Origin of the sequence: Protofrankia symbiont of Coriaria ruscifolia (assembly GCF_900634745.1) — a bacterium.
Taxonomy (GTDB): Bacteria; Actinomycetota; Actinomycetes; order Frankiales; family Frankiaceae; genus Protofrankia; species Protofrankia californiensis.
On record NZ_CAAAFR010000203.1, the window covers coordinates 19156 to 38043 of the forward strand.

Below are 18888 nucleotides of genomic sequence, written 5' to 3' on the forward strand. Positions count from 1 at the left end.
ACAACTACGTGGTCCAGATCCACCGCCCGCTGACGGATCCGCTGCGCAGCCTGGTGGTCGCCTCCGCGCTCACCATAGACACCGCCCTCAAGCAGGACTCCCGCGGCCTCGGCTGACGCCTCGGCAACAGCTGCGACCGGCGCGCCGGGAATCAGACCCATGGCCGTGCGTGGCCGCGGTGAAGAACATCGCGGTGAAGAACATTTAGACAGTCTCCGGGCCACAAGGCACCATTACTGGCGTGCCCTCTCCCGGCTCCGCGGCACGGTCGCACCGTCCCACCCTGATGCTGCCCGCTCCGCCGCTCACCGTGACAGACCTCGACGAGCTCGCTCTCGACCCCCGCTTCGAGCTCATAGACGGAATGTTCGTGATCCGTCCATGGCCGACGCCGCTGGAAACCCGGGTGACCAAACGCCTGGTCCGGCTGCTCGTCGAGGCCACCCCGTCCGACATGCGCGTCCACACCCGTGGTGTCAGCGTCCGGATCGAGCCCCGCAGCGAGGTCGTCCCCGACATCATCGTGGCCGCCGCCGGCGACGATGACCGTCCCCAACGGATCACCAGCCTGCCGCTGCTGATCGTCGAGGTCGCCGAAGTCGGCAACCGCCGCTATGACCGGACGCTCAAGTTCGACCTCTATCGCGACCACGGCGTGCCCAGCTGCTGGCTGGTCGATCCGGACGGCCCACGCATCGACGCCTACAGGCTCGTCGACTGCGCCTACGTACCGGCGGGATCCGCGACCGGGGACGAGGAGCTGACGGTGGCCAGCCCGGTGGCCTGCACGATCGTCCCGGCCAGCCTCGTGGATCCTCCACGCCCAGGGTAGTTAATCGGACTCAATCCGTTCATGATGGTCTAAAAGTAACTGTTATGTCGAAAGTGGCGGTTATGTCAGGTTGGAGCCGGTTATGCGGGGTCGGGGATGTCGTCGGCGTCCACGATCGTGTAGACGTAGCCCTGCTCGGTGAGGAAGCGCTGGCGGTGTGCGGCATACTCCTGGTCGATCGTGTCCCGGGAGACCACGGTGTAGAAATGCGCTCCCCGGCCGTCCGCCTTCGGACGCAGCACCCGCCCGAGTCGCTGCGCCTCCTCCTGGCGTGACCCGAACGTGCCGCTGACCTGGATGGCGACCCCCGCCTCCGGCAGGTCGATCGACACGTTCGCGACCTTGGAGACGACCAGGGTCCTGATCTGTCCGGTCCGGAACGCCTCGAACAGGCGCTCGCGCTCCCGGTTGCGGGTCGACCCCTGGATGACCGGGGCGTCGAGCAGCTCGCCGAGCTGGTCGAGCTGGTCGAGGTAGGCGCCGATGACGAGCACCTGATCGTCGGCGTGCCGCTGCACGAGGCGGCGCACCACCGCCCGCTTGCTGTAGGCGGTGGCGCACATGCGGTACCGCTCCTCGGCCTCGGCAACCGCGTAGGCCATCCGTTCGTCCTCGGTGAGGGTCACCCGCACCTCGGTGCACTCGGCCGGCGCGATCCAGCCCTGAGCCTCGATCTCCCGCCAGGGAGCGTCATACCGCTTGGGGCCGATCAGCGAGAAGACGTCGCCCTCTCGGCCGTCCTCGCGCACCAGGGTCGCGGTCAGGCCGAGCCGGCGGCGGGACTGGATGTCGGCGGTCATCCGGAAGACCGGTGCCGGCAGCAGATGCACCTCGTCATAGACGATCAGACCCCAGTCGCGGGCGCCGAACAACTCCAGGTGCAGGTACTCACCCTTGCGTCGGGCTGTCATCACCTGGTAGGTGGCGATGGTGACGGGCCGGATCTCCTTACGTTCACCCGAGTACTCACCGATTTCGTCCTCGGTGAGCGACGTGCGCTTGAGCAGCTCCGAACGCCACTGGCGGCCGGCAACGGTGTTGGTGACCAGGATCAGGGTCGTGGCGCGGGCGTGCGCCATGGCGGCAGCCCCGACAATAGTCTTGCCGGCGCCGCTGGGCAGCACCACGACGCCCGAGCCGCCCTCCCAGAAGCCCGCCACCGCGCCTTTCTGGTAGCTGCGCAGCTCCCAGCCGTCCTGGCGCAGTTCGATCGGGTGCGCCTCACCGTCGACGTAACCGGCGAGGTCCTCGGCCGGCCAGCCGATCTTGAGCAGCGCCTGCTTGAGCCGTCCCCGCTCGGACGGGTGCACCGCGACCGAGTCGTCGTCGATGCGCTGCCCGAGCAGCGGCGCGACCTTCTTCGACCGGACGACCTCGGTGAGCACCGCGCGGTCGACGGTCCGCAGCACCAGGCCGTGCACCGGATCGTTCTCCAGCCGCAGTCGGCCGTAGCGGTCCATGGTGTCGGCGATGTCGACGAGCAGCGCGTGGGGGACCGCGTAGCGGGAGAAGCGGACGAGCGCGTCGACGACCTGTTCGGCGTCGTGACCGGCGGCCCGGGCATTCCACAACGCCAACGGGGTGATCCGGTAGGTGTGTACATGCTCGGGTGAACGTTCCAGCTCCGCGAACGGCGCGATCACGGCTCGCGCGTCGCCGGCCAGCGGATGATCGACTTCCAGCAGCAGGGTCTTGTCCGACTGGACGATCAACGGACCGTCGGCCACTTCTCACCGCCCTTCCGAGGTTTCCGAGGCGTCCAGGGCTTCCAGGGCTTCCAGGGCTTCCAGCACAAAATTTCATAAAGTCGCATCAACCGGAAATGGAGTGCGTCCGCCGATTCTCCCATGTTCGTCGACGGTCTCGACGCAGGCCCGACGACACCCACCGGAGCACCGTCCCGACACGGTCACCAAGGAATCCGATCATCGGGAAATTCGATCATCGGGAAAGGTGAACCCACCTGCTGTCAAGGCACGTCGGAAACATCCTCCGCGTCGACTGTCTCCAGGGATGCCTGGTCGGGCACTGACATCGACCCGTCGGCGCCGGCAGCGTCCACACCGGCAGCGTCCGCGCTCACCGGCCTGCCGCCGAAGTCGGCCCCGAGAGCACCCCTGAAACCGCCCGCGCCACCCATCTCGTAGGGCCAGGGGTAACCGGCGAACTCACCACCCGGGAGCACGTCCTCCACGTCGAGGACGCCGGTCACGCGGTGTAATGCAAACCGCCGGGTCGCCGTGGCGCGCTGGTCCCAGGCCGTAACCCAGCCGCCTTCGACGGTCACCGGACGTATCACCCGGTCGCTGGGCGTCCCCTGCTGGTCGACATAGCCGAGCAGTACCCGGCGACCCGTGCGGGCCGCCCCCTGCAACGTCACCAGGATCAACGGCGCGGATCGCACCATCCCGTCGGCCACCGAACCGATCGCGGCCGCGGCCGCCCGTGCCGTACGGGAACTGTCGTCCCCGCGGCGGATCATCCGCACCACACTACGCAGCTGCTCGTTACGGCTGCCCTGCACCTCCGCGGTGCTCGGTCGCGGACGGCCCGGCGTGCGGTACACCTCCGGCCGGCTGAGCACCACACGTCCATCCGGGCCCTCCCCCACCGGGGAGAAACCGGCCGTACGCAGCCCGTCGAGCAACTTGGGCATGGGCAGCGAGGAGACCACCACCGTTGGCGCAACCCGGCGCAACCCCAGCGCCTGGGTCCGCCGTGACGCGACCACCTCGGACAGGACGACGGTATCGTCACAGCGCAGATACGACGCGGCCGGCCCCGCCCGCAGCCGTCCGTGGCGACGGGCGATGTCGTCCACCAGGTAGTCCAGCGTCTGCGGTACGCCCCCACGGGCCACCCGGGTGAGAAAGTCTCGGATGTCCTCGGCGGTCCGCCCGGCGTCCAGCACCCGCCGCAGGGACGTCTCGGAGAACCGGAAGACCGTTGCCGCACCCGAGGATTCGACATCGGCCATCTGCGCCAGCTCGGCGGCGATCTCCGGCACCAGGGGACCCGGCGCCACGGCGGTGAGGTCGGCCTGCACGAGCAGTTCGCTGACGGGCTCGGGCAGCATCGGGCCCAGTGCCGCCGCCAGCTCGGACCGGCTCACCCCGTCCGCGGCTTCGCCGTGGACCAGCGCCCACCCGGCGGCTGACAGCGTCCCACGGCCGGTGACGCCCAGCAGATCGGCCTCGGCGAAGATCCAGTCGACCATCCGGTCCAGCAACGACCCGCTCCGGCGCGGTACCCGCCAGGCAAGCAGCTCCCGCACCGATGCGGGTGTGGGTGCGAGCCCGCGTGGCGCGGCGGCAAAGGCGTCCAGCACAAGACGTCGCAGTTCCGGCGCGCTCTGCCGCCGCAGTTCCACGGAGAGCGCCGCGATCTGGCGGCCCTTGTCGTCCCGATCTCCCACCAGGCCGGGGATGTGTAGGGTGCGCAACCACGCCTCCGCGAGTACGGCCCACCGCATGGCGGGGGTTTCCATGCACCACCGGTCGTAGGCCGTCGTGGTCATGATCTGCATATCCGCACCGGCGGAATTGTCGACCAGCCCGGCCGCATAGGCGATCTCGACGACCACCGCCGCCGCCGCTTCGGTGACGTCGAGCAGCTTCGCGGTGGCACGGAAGTCCCGGACACTCAGACCACCGGTGCGCAACGCGGTGGGCGGGGCCGCACCCCATGCCTCGAGCAGAGCCGTCACCATCCGGATCAGCGTGCCAGCGGCGAGAGCGGCAGCACCGTCGACCTGGCCGAGATCGATCTGCCGGCCGGTGAGCGCGGGCGGGTCGGTGTGCAGCCTGCCCACCGGCCGGTCACCACGCAGCGCCAGACCCACCTCCCGGGGGAGTTCGACCGTCTCCTCGTCGATACCGATCAGTAGGCCGCGGGCCAGCAGCTCCTCCACCGGGGTGCGGGCGTCGGACGTGGTGAGCAGGCGGCTGGCGTCGCTGGTGTGTCCCAGCGCTGGTCCGGCAGTCAGCCGGTCGAGGATCTGGCGGGCCCGCGGCCCGCATTCCCCGGCCAGCTGGGCCACCCGTTCCCGTACGGTCAGCACGGTGGTCAGCTCCTCAAGAAGAGCCGCCCGGGTGGCCGCACCCCGGTCACGCTGCAGGCCGGCTCCGATCGCCGTGGCGAGGCGAGCCAGATGGGTGTGGCGATGACCGCTCAGGCACGCGTGCAACGGCCGACCGAGCCCGAGCGGACGCTCGCCCAGCAGGTCACGGGCCATGCCGACGAGCACAACGGCCGAGTCGTCCCCCCACACCAACCCACGTTCACGCAGTGTCGCCAGGGCTGGTAGCACGTCCACGTCCCCGCAGAACGTCGACAGCTGTGCCGCGCTCACCGACGACGGGAGCAGCGTCAACGCCTCACAGACCTCGAGGGTGAAGACGTCGAGCCGCTCAAGGGCGCGGGTGACGCTCACCCGGATCTCCAGACGGGCACCGAGGATGTCGAAGTCTGGCGGGGGCGGTGTGGCCAGATCCGGTCGCAGGGTGAGCAACCGGGTCACAGCGTCGTCCGGCAGGCTGCGCAACCACCCGGCCAGGGTGGTGGGAACGTCAGAGCCGTCCGCCGGTATGGACACCCTCACAACGGTATCCGGCCACGCGGAAGGGCCGACACTCCCTACCGTCCGTCATCGAGATCGAATTCGTCGCTCACCGACACCGGGACCCGGCCCACGCCGACCTGAGCCGTACCAACCTGGTCGAGTACCCAGCCACCGCCGACGTTCCAGCGCAGCACGGCAACGGCTGGATCGAGGTCGTGTTCACGCGGTCGGAGCGCGACGAACGCCCAGTCCGGCGAGCCGGTGGAGATCCTGATGGAGGTCACCTGAAGGCGCCCCTGCGGAACAGCGGCGACCAGGGGACTGGCGAAGATCGCCCGGGCGATGGCGTCGACCTCCTCCGCGGTCGGCTCCCGGCCGGGCTGGGCAGGAGCGGCGCCGGAATCCGCCCCGGCCGGGGTACCGGCCCGGATCCCCGCCGGGGTCGATGGCCCGGAATGGACGTCGTCCGCCCCGGCGGCATCTATAACACCACTGAGCGCCGGACGGATGACGCGTGGACGATTGCCGCACGGACGCGTGGAATGTGGACGCACGCGAAGCCTCCTGCCGCGAGTGACAGGTTGTGACGTTACCCAGCCAACATCACGCGAAGTCGCGCACGTTATGACAGAGCGCGACAGACCTGTCGATGCAGATTCACATGTGGGAGCCCCCGAGCGCAAGAGCCAGGAATCAAATTCCTTTCACAAGGACAGGATACAGAACCAGGCCTATCGTATATGAACGATTTGAGACTTACACACCACTTTGCCAACGCTTCTCCCGATCCTGGCAACTTTAAGCCCAAGGAAGCACTACCGTCCAACACATTTATCAATCGACAAACAAGTCATCGGCCGACGGCTGCGGCGAGCGGAACCTCGATCAGCGGAACCTGGATCAACTTCGATCAACGAAACCTGTCGACGCCCTCGATGAGAAACGTCAGATTATGATCACGGGCCCAGTCGCCGACACGTGACTGCACGCTCGCCGAATTCGGCACCGCAACAGCCCGCCCGATGGAAAATCCGACGACCATAACAACGATCACCATCAGTAGGCTAAGGGCAGTCACGACCGGACGCGCACGCGAGGTGCGTCGGCGAGCGGAAGCTGAGCCCGACCGGGCGTCCTCACCGGAATCGGTGCTGCGGGCCGAACGGGAACCTCCCCCGTCGAACCCACCTTTACCGTCGGGAAGTGCGGAGAACCGATCGGTGGCATTGACGTCGTCCACAGCGGAGACAGCCTCGTCGGAGCCGGTCCACCCGGCCGATGACCCGACAGCAGCCCCGAGCGCGCCAGGAGCATGATCGCGTCGCCTTTGGCCCTCCGATACCCCGGTGGCCCCGGCCTCCGGCAGCGCGAGAGGAACATGATCGCGCTGCCTTTGGCCCTCTCGAGTCCGGTCGCCGGAAACCGGCCCACGCGCACCGCCTGCACCCGCCGGCCCGGAAGCCGACCGCACCCGGGCATCGGGCTGCCCGTGCGGTGCGGGCCGGGACTGCGCGAGTCGAGAGGCACCGGGTCCGGAGTCGGGGTGGGGGGCTGACGGTCGGGGCTGCGCGGCTGGAGGTGCTCCCGCAACGGTGGACGACCGGGGTGGTCCGGACAACCCGCCCGGCTCCGGACCGACGTGGCCAGAGCGGTCTGCCGCTACCGGGCGCCGGAGCGCGGACGCGGCGGACGCGGCGGACGCGGCGGACGCGGCGGACGCGGACTGCACACTGTCACGTCCACGTTCCGGGAACGGGTCGAATCCCTGCGTGGGCTCTCCGGTGTAGAACGGCGATCCCGGGGCCGGCCCGGGGTCCGTCCCGGGGCCGGCGCCTGCCGCACGCCCCCGAGCGGCCGGGTCCGCACCACGACCATGCGCGGCCGGGTTCACACCGCGACTGTGCGCGGTCGGCCCCGAGGCCCGGTCGGGAAAACCCCGCTCAGGAGAACGCTGCACAACGGTGGTCGCGTCAAGCGGATCAAGACCACCGAACCAGCGGGCCCCCTGCGGATCTGGGCGGCTGCCGGGACGGGCCTGCGTATGGAGGGGATCGACGGCAGCCGGCCCCGGCCCACGATGCGTCGGTGCAAGTGGGCTGGAACCACGCGCCCCCGGACGTCCGCCGGCGGCTGGCGCAGGACCGAAACCAGCAGCTTCCCCCGGCGCGTTGCCGACTGGACCGGTCTGCTTCCCCGGCCCGGCCCGCCCCGCAGGGGACGGCCCCGGCCCATGGCTGCCGGGCGCGTGACCGCTGAGTCCGTTGGTGCCGGCAGATGAGCCGTTCCTGGAGGACCTGCCCGACAGGGTGGCGAAAGCAACTAATCCATTACCTGCGGTAAGCGCCCGTACCCGACCGAACGTGAGTCGCTCGTCCCCACGGTCCGCCTGACCCGGCCCCACCACACCCGGCTGGGACGGCGGCGAACCGGGCACCGGCCGCTGTGGCGCGTCCGCCCCGCGCCGGGGCGAACCCACCGCCGCGTGCGGCGGCCACGTCTCCTCGTCGTCACCGTCCGCCACCCCACGCGGGTCGCTTCGAGGATCACCTCGTCGGCCGCCCCGGGGGTCGGAGTCTCCTCGGACCACGCGGGCATCCTCCGGTCAGGTTCGCACGGCGGCGGTTGTGCCGATGTCGTCGGAACAGCGATATTAAGCGTATCCGCCATAGGTTTCCGCGGCACGACCCACCCGGATCCCCACGGTCATATCATAACACTGCGTAATCAACCCATAGCCGGATCATCCGGATGATCCGGCTCCTCACCATTAACACAGGAACCTGGGGATCTGGGCCTCCTGGAACCCGCCGGACCGGCTTCGCAATACGGCGACCCACGCATCGCCTCACGCACCGCGACCACAGCGCATGGGACGGTCAGAGCTTCGGACGATGACGCTCGAGGATAGCTGTGAGGTCCAACCCCGCCGGAAGGGTTCCGAACGCGTATCCTCCACCGCCTTCCAGGCGCGAGGCACAGAACGCGTCCGCCACCGCCGGAGTGCTGTAGCGGACCAGCAACGCGGCCTGCAGCACGAGCGCCATCCGCTCGACCAGCCGGCGGGCACCGTATTCGTCGACCGCCGCGAGCTCACGGCGCAGGCTGCGGGCAGCCTCGTCCAGCCGGCGGTCGCTGCCCGCGACAGCGTCGATCTCGTCGTCGAACGCCTCGACACACCCGGGCTCACGACCCATCGCCCGCAGGACGTCCAGAGCGTTGATGTTTCCCGTGCCCTCCCAGAGCGAGTTGAGTGGAGCCTCCCGATAAGCGCGGGGCATTCCCGACTCCTCGACGTAGCCGTTTCCACCCAGGCACTCCAGGGCCTCGGCCAGGTGCGAGGGGCCGCGCTTGCACACGTGGAACTTCGCCACGGCAGTACCGAAACGCCTGATCGCCCGCTCCGAGTCGGCCGGGGCAGCGCCACCGGTGGATGCGCCCCCGGCGGGGCGCGCCGGCCTGGAGTCGAGGGTCGCAGCCAGCCGTATTCCGAGCACCAGGGCGGCCTCGGCCTCCACCGCCAGGTCCGCCAGCACGTTGCGGGCCAGCGGGGCGTCGAGGACATACCGGCCGAAGGCGCGCCGGTGGGCGGCGTGGTGCAGCGCCTGGGCCACGCCGAAGCGCATCAGCGCGGCCGTCCCCAGCACGCAGTCGAGCCGGGTCAGCGCGACCATCTCCACGATCGTGGCAACCCCGCGTCCCTCCTCGCCGAGCAGCCAGCCGGTCGTACCGGCGAACTCGACCTCCGACGACGCGTTCGACCGGTTGCCCAGCTTGTCCTTGAGCCGCTGCAGCCTGAAGACGTTGCGGGTCCCGTCGGGCAGCACCCTGGGAACGACGAAACACGACAACCCGCCAGGAGCCTGCGCCAGCACGCAGAACACGTCGTTCATGGGCGCCGAACAGAACCACTTGTGCCCGGTGATGGCATACGTACCGTCGTCGCCGCTCCGGCGGACGGCGCGGGTCAGGTTCGCGCGGACGTCGGACCCGCCCTGCTTCTCCGTCATCGCCATACCGGCGAGCACACCGGCCTTGGCCGCGGACGGGCGCAGCCCCGGATCGTAGTGCGGGGCGGTCAGCAGCGGCTCCCACCGCGCGGCGAGATCCGGGTCAACCCGCAACGCGGGAACGGCCGCGTAGGTCATCGAGATCGGGCAGGTGTGCCCGGCGTCCACCTGGGACCAGATCATCATGGCGGCGGCGCGGGCCACGTGTGCTCCGGGTATCGGGTTACGCCACGGACCGCCAGCGATACCGCTGCGTACCGCGACCGTCATCAACTCGTGGTAGGCGGGATGGAACCGGACCTCGTCCACTCGGTAGCCGTAACGGTCATGGGTGTGCAGCTCGGGCGGGTAGAGGTTGGCCGCCTCACCCCATTCCCGGGCCCGGGCCGAGCCGGCGAGGCGTCCCAGGGCCGACAGCTCGTCCACAGCCCATCCCGCACCGTGGCGGTGCACCGCCTCGACGAGAGCCGTGTCCGTGGTGAAGGCGTCGTAGCCGACGAGCGGCGGAACCTGGTTGACGACCTCGTGAGTGGACAGGACGTCACGGCTGGTCGGTACCGCGTGATTCGCTGGTACTCCGTAAGCCGCCGGTACGTGGATATCCGACATCCCAACCTCCCCGGCCGAACGCCCGGTGCCTCCTGCGGCACCGGTGCCGCAGTTGCAGCATCGTCGTATCGGTGGAGGATGTCTGCTCGCACCACGCGGTAGGGCTGTGGTACGACCCCCACCGCCTTACTGTCCTACCGCCTTACCGTCCTGCCGCGTGGGCGGCACGGTGTGGCGCGGACGGCTGCTCCTCGCGGTCCCGCTCCTCCCTTCGGTCGAGGCGCCACCTCCGGGCGAGGTGTCGCGGGCGCGGGGGGACCGGGCGGGGTGGAAGACCCAGGCTCGCATCAGCACGAATCGCACCACCGTGGCCAGCGCGCCGCTGAGCAGCACGGTGATGATCTCGACAAGGACCCCGGACGACGACCAGAGCGCATGCAGCAGTCCGAGCCCGGCGGAGGACACCGCAAGCCCCAGCACGAACACGGCTCCGGACTCGGCGAACTGGCGTAGCGCCCCCTCGCTTCCCACCTGCCCGAACGTCAGGCGCCGGTTGGCCCAGGTGTTGCCCACGGCCGTGACGAACAGCGCGACGAAGTTGGCCGCGAAGGACGACGTCCCGCCCTGGCGGAGCAGCGCGTAGGCGACGACGTACGCAAGAGTCGAACACACCCCGATCGCCGCGAACGTCCCGAGCTGACGGCCCATGTCGCGAGGCAGTCGTGCGGCGCGGACCTGCGGTGGCAGGTCCACCCCGGCCCGTCCGGCGAGGATGCGGTGAGCAACCCGGATCATTCCGCGGATGTCCTCCATCGCGGTTGCCACGACGTTGACCCGCGAGTCCGGGTCGTCGGTCCAGTCGACCGGCACCTCGTGGATGCGTAGGCCGTTACGTTCGGCCAGCAGCAGCAGTTCTGTGTCGAAGAACCAGTGGTTGTTCTCGACAGCGGGCAGGAGCGCACGGGCCACGTCCGCCCGCACGGCCTTGAACCCGCACTGGGCATCCCGGAAGGAGGTGTGAAAGGCCGCTCTCAACATCGAGTTGTAGCAGCGCGAAATGATCTCTCGCTTCGGCCCCCGGACGACCCGGGAACCGCGAACGAGCCGGGATCCGATCGCGACGTCCGAATGGCCTGACAGCAGGGGCGCGACCAGGGGCAGAAACGCCTCAAGACCGCTGGAGAGATCGACGTCCATGTACGCCACGACGTCGGCGTCCGAGGACGACCAGACCGCCCGCAGGGCCCGACCGCGGCCCTTGGCCTTCAGCCGTGTCATGCGTACCCGGTCCAGCTCGCCGACCAGGCGCCGGGCGACGATCGGGGTGGCGTCGGTGCTGGCGTTGTCGGCGATCGTGATACGCCAGCCGAAGGGGAAGCGACGGGTCAGGTAGTCGTGCAGCCGCCGGATACTGCTGTCGAGGGCCTCCTGCTCGTTGTAGACCGGGACGACCACCTCGACGAGAGGCTGCTGCCGCGACCGCGGCGGAGGCGTCCCGCGCGATTGCACCGCCACCGCGGTCCGGCAGCCGGCGGCCGCGTCCTGACCGTCGGGTCCGCCCGGGGCCTGCAACGGGATCGTCCGCGGACCGTCGGGCTCGGATCCGGGTAACGGTCGGGACATCTCGCCGTCGGCGTCGACGTCCGCCGGCCCGGATTCGACGAGGATGCTCGTGCGCACAGGTTCGTCGGGCTCCGGCAGGCCGGGCGCGCGGGTGACAGATTGCCCGCCTGTGATAGACACCACACGGTCATGGGACTCGCTGCGCGCGGGCACCGCACCAAGCGATCCGGACGGAGACGGGCCGGCGGGACGGTCGTCCCCAAAACGTTTCGGCAGCTTCACGGTTCAACAGTCGACGACCGCGGTGAGAACGGCCTGAACCGCGCCTGAGAAGCTACTGAGTGGTCGTCGCGGGAGGCCGGGATTCGTGTCGCGACGGCGGAGGCGGGGTGGGAAGGCGGTGCGAGGGGCCCGTTGTAATACCCGTTGTGGCAAAAGCCCCGTTGCGGTAAGAGCCCCTCGTGGTGACGAGGCCTGTTGCGGGAGGCCCTCGTGAAGGCGCAGGAGGCCCTTGTGAAGGCACTTCGTGGGAGGTCGCAGGTGGATGCCCGAGGCGGGGTGGACGCGTCTGCCGGCGCGACGCGGCACCTCGTACCTTGACGCGGCACCTCGCACCTTGACGTCGCCGCCATCGCCCATCTGCCACCCAGCGAGGGCGTTGACCAGTACTACCAGCTCAGGCTGTGCCGGGCTGCGGACACTGTCCGGCGTCGTGTCTCAGCCGACTGTTGTCTGTACTTCAGTATTCACTCAGCTTGTGAGGGGAAGGTTCGTACCATGAGCACGCGGCCCCCCTTCGCCACCTTCGCGGACGGATCATCTTTGAACGCGCACGCACCCGACGACGACATCGACGGAGTCGCGACCGGCCGGGACGGTTCAGACTGGGCGGTACCGGATGCCGACCCCTACCCCGTCGCCAACGCTCAGCCGACTCAGGCTGCCGCCGGCGGCGGCCCGCTACTGGGCGGCCCAGGATCCGACAGACCGACCCCACCGAGGCCTACGACGCCCTACGTATCCACTGGTACGGGCCTGGCTCCCGCCGACCCCGGCGGCTCTCCATGGCAGAGACCGGCCGGCCCGCCGGCAGCGACACCGGCATCGTTCTCCGCGGCCTCGTCGTCCGGAAACAGTCCATTCGATCCCGACCGGACCTCGAGCGGACCCCAACCCTATTCCGGTGGTCCCGGTGAGGCACCCGGCCGGATCTGGTGGGACACGCCGTGGAACGCACCGGAGGCGGGTGTCCCAACCGCGTCCGGGAGCACGTCCGGCAGCGGCCGGGGAGCGTCCCCGGCCCCCGACCCGACCCGACCCGGCGGTCCGGGATACCCCGGCGGACCACTCGGCGTGGGGAACCCGTTCTACGGGCCACCCGCGCCACCGATCGGCCCGTACCACGGCCCCACGCAGACTGCCGGACCGTCGATGCCACCACCGCACCGTCGCAGGCTGGTCGCCGCCGCGATCGCGCTCGCGCTGGTCTCGGCCGGTGTGGGCGGCGGCGTGGGGGCTCTCGTAGCCGGCAACGACAACAGCAGTCAGACCGTGGCGTCCTCAGGCGGGCTGCTGCGCAACAGCGGTAGCTCAGGCGGCACGTCACCGGCCGCGTCCGACACGGTGTCGGCCGCCGCGCAGGCCATCCTCCCCAGCGTGGTCACGATCTCCGTCTCGTCCAGGAGCGAGGCGAGCACCGGCTCCGGCGTGATCGTCCGCCAGGACGGCTACATCCTCACCAACAACCACGTGGTGTCCGACGCCTCGCAAGGCGGCTCGCTGAAGGTGACCGCGCAGGACGGCAAGAACTACGACGCAAAGATCGTCGGTACCGATCCGAGTTCCGACCTCGCGGTCATCAAAATCGATGCGAACGGCCTGAAGCCGGCGACTTTCGGCAACTCCGACACGGTCGCAGTCGGTGAACTGGTGATTGCGGTCGGCAGCCCCCTCGGCCTGAGCGGCACCGTGACCTCGGGCATCGTCAGTGCTGTGCACCGGCCGGTACGGACCGGCGATGCCAACGTCCAGGACAACAACGCGGTTCTGGACGCCATCCAGACCGACGCTCCGATCAACCCGGGCAACTCGGGCGGCCCGCTGGTCAACAGCAAGGGTGAGCTGATCGGCATCAACTCGGCGATCGCCACCGTGAGCTCGAGCGGCGGTGGTTTCGGCAACCAGCAACAGCAGTCCGGCAACATCGGCGTCGGGTTCGCGATCCCGGCCAACTACGCCCAGTCCATCACCGAAGAGCTGATCACCGGAGGTGCCGCGAAGCATCCGTACCTCGGCGTCAGCGCGTCGACCGCGGGAGCGAGCCAGTCCGATCCGACGGGTGAGGGGACCGGTGCCGTCATCGGGAACCTGGTCGGAAACGGGCCGGCGCAGCAGGCCGGGCTCCAGCCGGGCGATGTCATCACCAAGCTGGGAAACCGCCGGATCACCAGCGTGGACGGCCTCATCGCCGCCGTGCGCTCATACGCTATCGGCAGCAAGGTGACGATCACCTATACCCACAACGGTCAGACACTGACCACCGAGGTAACCCTCGCTCAACAACCATCCTGACCATTCGGTGTCCTGATCATTCGACCAGGGCTCGTCCTTCGGGACCCGGGGACGTGGATCCGCGGCCGTCTTCCGCGCCGTTGTTCCCACCACCGTCCCGGCTCGTCAGTGGCGGGGACGGTGGCCACGGCCCTGTCGGGGGACGTTCGAAGTCCGGCATGTGACAACAAAGTTTTCCGGAGATTCCCCATGACATGACCAGGACGTTCTACCGTAACTGGTGATGGTGGTGTCACTCCGTCTGCATCAGGGCGCGGCTGCGACAGAAGCCGCCAATGGGGGATCCGGGAGAGTGCACTGATGGATGGCGCTATCAGCCGCACCGCCTTCAACGGTGCGGCCCCTGCAGGCACACCTCTCACTCATCCCATTGCCTTCAGTAATCAAATGCGATCAAGAAGTCCTGAAATCGATGCCGAGATCGATGCCGACATCGTCATGCGAATCCGCCACGGCCAGCGGGAGGCATTCGACGATCTCTACGACCGGTACGCCGACGACGTCTTCTCCGTGTGCCTGTTGATCCTCGGCGAGCCGACGGTCGCGCACGCCGCCGCGGGCACGGCGTTCGCCCTCGTCGCCCGCAGCCGCCTGAGTCCGCTCAGTGACCCCACGCGGCTGCATTCATGGCTGCTGGAGCTGGCCCGCGGCAGCTCGCTGGCATGGTCGGGCTCACCGCAGGTACAGGCAGCCCCGGTACCGCACGGTGTCACTCCGCAGGAAATGCTCGCTGCGACACCAATGGTGGCAGCGCCGACCACCCTGCGGGAGGGGCTTTCGCGCACCTTCGACCGGGCCGCTGCGACCGCTGCTGCCGCCACCGCCCGTAACGGCGCATCCGGCCCGGGCCGTCCGCCGGCCGACGCCGGGACGGCGGACGGCAACAGGACCCTGGTCGTGGGCACGGTGGCGGGCAGGGATGCGCGACCCGGCCAGCCGGACGTGCCCACGGTCATGCCACTCGTCCGTGGGCTCCCTGGCGGAAGGAGCCCGTCCGGATCGCAACGCTGGCGCAACCGTTCGATCGCGACGGCTGTCGGGTCACTGGTCATCGCCGCGATCGGTGTCGCCGTCGCGATCAACTGGCCTACCGTCGCATCCGACACCAATGCCCACCGCCCCGGCACCGTGGTGATCACACCGGGTTCGTCCGGGGAGCCAGAAACGTCCCCCGTGGGCCCCTCACCCGTATCCGGATCGTCGACCACGATCGACTCCACGGTTGCCGGTGGATCCACCCAGCAGTCGTCCACCCAGCGCACCGAGCCGGCCACGTCCGACCTCGGGCTCCCGGACGAGGTGGCACTGGTGTCGTCCCAACTCTCCCTCGCCGAGACGGTCCCCCCAGCCGACGCGGTCAACTCGCCCGCTCCGCCGGTACACGCCTCACCGGGAACGACCACGACGCCACCCCAGCCAGTGGTGACGACGACCCCGCCCGAACAACCGGCGCCCACGGCGACCAGCGGACCCACCGCACCCACGACACCTTCCGGCAGCCCCGGAACACAGCCACCGGCAGGCAGCCCACCCACCCCGCGCGGAACGTCCACGACGAATCCGTCGATCAGTACCACGAGTGCGAACGCTCCGGCCCTGGGCACCACGGAGGACGAGGGGGCGCCGTCGGCGAAGCTCACAACCGTCAGCGGCTCCCTGAGGTCGCTCTGACCAACCAGGATCCGGCCGGTACGCGACTGCTCCGCTCCGATCCGCCATGGCACCGGTCAGCTGTTCACACATCCTGTCCCGGCTGTTTCGCTCAGGAAAATGAGTACGAAAACGGCTGCTATACGACCGTCTACAGCGACCCGTCTATTCCCTCAGTTTCATGATTCGACGATGCTTGACCGGGAATTCCCTAGCGGACCTGGTAGAACAGGGTGGTCACGTACTGGTCGAAGTCGTTGACACGTAGCGTCAGCCGTAGCTGCCAGGTACCTGGTAGTGGGACCTGCATGTCTTCGCTGATCACATGACCGGGCGCCGCCCGGGTGAGCGGTACCGGCAACGGCCCGACACCGGCATCCGGAAGCGACAGCGCAGCCGATGCGTCCTCAAGCGGCTGCGCCTTCCCCGCGGGGTCGAAAACATAGACGTGCAGGATCTGCGGCCCGCGCTTGGTGGGAGCGATGTCCACCTGGACGGTGAGCGGCCCGGCGAAGACCGTGCCGGAGAACGGGGGCACGTACGACGTCCGTGCCGGGACGGAGTTGACCAGTACCGCCGTCAACCCGAGCACCACGGCGGCGATTCCCGCCTCGAACGCGACCCTCCGGCGCAGACGTGCCAGCGCACCCTCGCTGACGCGGGGACGTGGGAGAAGGTTCGGCGATGACGCCTCCCCCGACGGGCCGAAGGCGGAACGATCATGTTTTTTTCGCACTGTCAGCGGGCCGAAGGCGGCACGATCATGATTCGCCTGCGCCCGGGATCCCCGCTGGATCGGCAGGGCTGATCCGGTGAGTTCGGAAGACCCGGATACCCGGCCCGCCGCACGGGTGGCCACGCCCACGGCCGTGGTCCCCCGCGTGTCCCCGGCCGTATCCTCGGCGGCCTCCGAGTGACCCGCCGCCAGCGCGGTGGGGGCCGGCCGGTGGTGGCGCGCAACCCATTTGTGCCCCAACCAGCCGAATCCGAGCATCATCGCCACGAACCAGAGCTTCACCAGCAGCAGACGGCCGTAGGTGGTGGCATCCAGCGCCGGGAGCGAGCCAACCTCCCGCCATGTCTGGTAAACACCGGTCAGGACGATCACGGCGACGGCCATCATTGCAATGCGTGACCATCTCGGCAGGACCTCGTCGAGCTCGTCGGCCCAGGCAGCCGACACCTCGATGCCGTCGGGAGGCTGCCGGCCGTCCGCCGGACCGCGCCGGGAGGTGGAACGCAGAAAGATCACGAGAACCGCGAGGCCGCCGACCCAGGCGGCAACGCCCAGCAGGTGCAGGGTCAGACTGGCGGTTGCCAGCCACGCATCGTCACCGACGCCCGCGTGCCCGGCCGCGCTCTGGGTCACGGCGGCGACAAGGGCGAGGCCCGCGAGCTCCAGCAGGGAACACCGGTGACCCGCTGTGATCGTGCGCAGCAGCGGTACCGCGAGCAGCAGCGCGAGGATGCGCAGCAGCACCAGATGCCCGTACCTGCCGTGCAAGGTGGTCGACAACGGATCCCACCGGGCAAGAGCGGACAGCCCCTGGCCCCCGCCGTACGGTCCCTGCAGCAGCAACAGCGCAACGGACGCACCGAGGGTGACGCCCCACCCCGTCCACAACAGGCGCCGCGGACCGGGCAGGCCGACTCCGGCCGGCCACAGCGCCAGCAGGAAAAAGCCCGCCCCCACCAGGACGACGAGCCCGGCGAAAGCGGCGAAGCGGGCCACACCGGCCAGGATGTCCACCGCCGCCGAACCACGAGCGCCCGTGGACACCGACGCGGCCGCCGCTGCGTCCGGCGCCACCCCGACCCCGAAGAAGAAACCGCCGGAGACCGGATGGCTGTCCGCGGAGACGGCATGCCAGCTGACCACATAGGTCCCGTTGCCAAGCCCGGGACGCAATCCCACCACGGCTTCGTTGCCGGTCTGCCCGTGCCGCGCGGCACCGTCATCCACCCGCTGACCGGACGAGGAGATGACCGTTATCGAGCCGGCGTTCACCGCGACGGACTCGCTGAAGGTCAGCACAACCCGCGACGGCGGGGTCGCCCGGGTCCCACCCCCGGCCGGATCGCTGCGTTCGAGCACGGCATGCGCGAACGCCGGGGCAGCCGTTACGACCACGGCCACGAGCATGGCCGCGAACAGGAAGCCGACGCGCCGTGCACTGTGAATCCAGTGCCACACGGCGTCAACCCGCGGCGGCACAGTGTCAATCCGGAGCCGAACCACCGGCCCAGTGTCCACCTCGCTGCCCGCGGACGGCGACAACGCCGGGCTCCGCGCCCGGCCACCGCTTCCCAGGACTTCCCGAAGCCTCGCCGGGCTATGCTTTCCGAGATCTCCGGACGCGGGAAAAATCACGATCGCGCTCTTCAGCCGGCTAAACTCCGCGCCCATGAAGACTCCGCGCCCATGAAGACTCCGTGAACGTCACTGCTGGGGGGCCGTCCGACCGGGGCCGGTCAACCCGCGTGCTCCGGCGCACGCTCATGCTCCTCGGTGCCCTGGTCTGCTGGCTCGTCTTCCCGGCCGGGCCCGCGCAGGCGCATTCCGTCAGTGGTGCCTCGTCCACGAACTTCCACACGACCGTGACCGGCATGAACCCCGCGGTGGACGATGTCAGCCTCGTGCCCGTGGAAAACGGCAGCCGGGTGAAGCTGACCGTCACCGGCAACCACACGGTCATCGTCAAGGGGTACAACGACGAGCCCTATCTGCGGGTGGATTCCGCCGGCGTCTGGCAGAACACGCTGTCGTCCGCCACGTATCTCAACCGCGGTCGGTACGGACCGCAGGGTCCGTCCCCGGCCGGCGACGCCAGGAACGACAGCGGCAGGGACGACAAGACGGCGTCGCACTGGGAGAAGATCGCCGACGGCCGGACCGCCGTCTGGCACGACCACCGCACCCACTGGATGGGCACGCAGGATCCACCGGTCGTACGAGCCGCACCCGCCCGCTTCCACCAGATCTACGCCTGGACGATCCCCCTGACCGTGGACGATCGGGTGGTCCTCACCACCGGCACCCTCGACTGGGTTCCGGGGCCGTCCCCGGTGCCGTGGCTCGCACTCGGGGTGGTGGTCGCCGCCGGCGTCGCGGCCAGCGGACTCCACCAGCGCCGAGGTATCGCGCTGGCCGCGGC

The 18888-nt window shown here is 69.4% G+C and carries 9 protein-coding genes and 1 pseudogene; 4 read left to right on the forward strand and 6 right to left on the reverse strand.

The genetic code is table 11. The features are described from left to right. Positions 1–241 precede the first annotated feature (241 nt). The gene (locus CV1CTNOD_RS23650; RefSeq protein ID WP_131788154.1) at positions 242–832 is read left to right on the forward strand and encodes a Uma2 family endonuclease; all 591 of its coding nucleotides are present in this window, start codon (positions 242–244) and stop codon (positions 830–832) included. Between the two features lie 80 nt (positions 833–912). Here the strand turns inward: CV1CTNOD_RS23650 and CV1CTNOD_RS23655 are convergent, their stop codons facing one another. The 5 genes from CV1CTNOD_RS23655 to CV1CTNOD_RS23675 form a co-directional block, all read right to left on the reverse strand. Next, a complete protein-coding gene (locus CV1CTNOD_RS23655; RefSeq protein WP_131768894.1) occupies positions 913–2559 on the reverse strand; it encodes a DNA repair helicase XPB in 1647 nt (548 codons plus the stop codon). 242 nt (positions 2560–2801) lie between these two features. Beyond that, positions 2802–5432: a helicase-associated domain-containing protein gene (locus tag CV1CTNOD_RS23660; protein WP_131788155.1), complete on the reverse strand. Its 2631-nt coding sequence runs from the start codon at positions 5430–5432 to the stop codon at positions 2802–2804. A gap of 35 nt (positions 5433–5467) precedes the next feature. Beyond that, the gene (locus CV1CTNOD_RS23665; protein WP_131788156.1) at positions 5468–5947 is read right to left on the reverse strand and encodes a hypothetical protein; all 480 of its coding nucleotides are present in this window, start codon (positions 5945–5947) and stop codon (positions 5468–5470) included. A 2322-nt stretch (positions 5948–8269) separates the two neighbouring features. After that, on the reverse strand, positions 8270–10009 hold the full coding sequence (locus CV1CTNOD_RS23670) for an acyl-CoA dehydrogenase family protein (RefSeq protein WP_131788157.1): 1740 nt from the start codon (positions 10007–10009) through the stop codon (positions 8270–8272). Between the two features lie 126 nt (positions 10010–10135). Beyond that, complete coding sequence (locus CV1CTNOD_RS23675; RefSeq protein WP_242606974.1) at positions 10136–11629, reverse strand: bifunctional glycosyltransferase family 2/GtrA family protein; 1494 nt, start codon at positions 11627–11629, stop codon at positions 10136–10138. A gap of 660 nt (positions 11630–12289) precedes the next feature. Here CV1CTNOD_RS23675 and CV1CTNOD_RS23680 point away from each other — a divergent pair. Next, complete coding sequence (locus tag CV1CTNOD_RS23680; RefSeq protein WP_131788158.1) at positions 12290–14083, forward strand: S1C family serine protease; 1794 nt, start codon at positions 12290–12292, stop codon at positions 14081–14083. A 300-nt stretch (positions 14084–14383) separates the two neighbouring features. Beyond that, entirely contained in the window at positions 14384–15754 is a 1371-nt protein-coding gene (locus CV1CTNOD_RS23685; protein ID WP_207386634.1) for an RNA polymerase sigma factor, read from the forward strand. Between the two features lie 190 nt (positions 15755–15944). Here the strand turns inward: CV1CTNOD_RS23685 and CV1CTNOD_RS23690 are convergent, their stop codons facing one another. After that, positions 15945–17948 (reverse strand): copper resistance protein CopC, encoded by a 2004-nt coding sequence (locus tag CV1CTNOD_RS23690; RefSeq protein WP_165485698.1) that lies wholly within the window; start codon positions 17946–17948, stop codon positions 15945–15947. 218 nt (positions 17949–18166) lie between these two features. Between CV1CTNOD_RS23690 and CV1CTNOD_RS25155 the strand changes: the two are divergent. Next, positions 18167–18888 (forward strand): annotated as a pseudogene (locus CV1CTNOD_RS25155) (hypothetical protein); the annotation flags it as partial.

What these genes read in the sequence shown, in the direction of transcription:
- CV1CTNOD_RS23670 (WP_131788157.1), bottom strand. Translation starts at nt 10,009, where the DNA reads ATGTCGGATATCCACGTACCGGCGGCTTACGGAGTACCAGCGAATCAC.
- CV1CTNOD_RS23680 (WP_131788158.1), top strand. Translation starts at nt 12,290, where the DNA reads ATGAGCACGCGGCCCCCCTTCGCCACCTTCGCGGACGGATCATCTTTG.
- CV1CTNOD_RS23685 (WP_207386634.1), top strand. Translation starts at nt 14,384, where the DNA reads ATGGATGGCGCTATCAGCCGCACCGCCTTCAACGGTGCGGCCCCTGCA.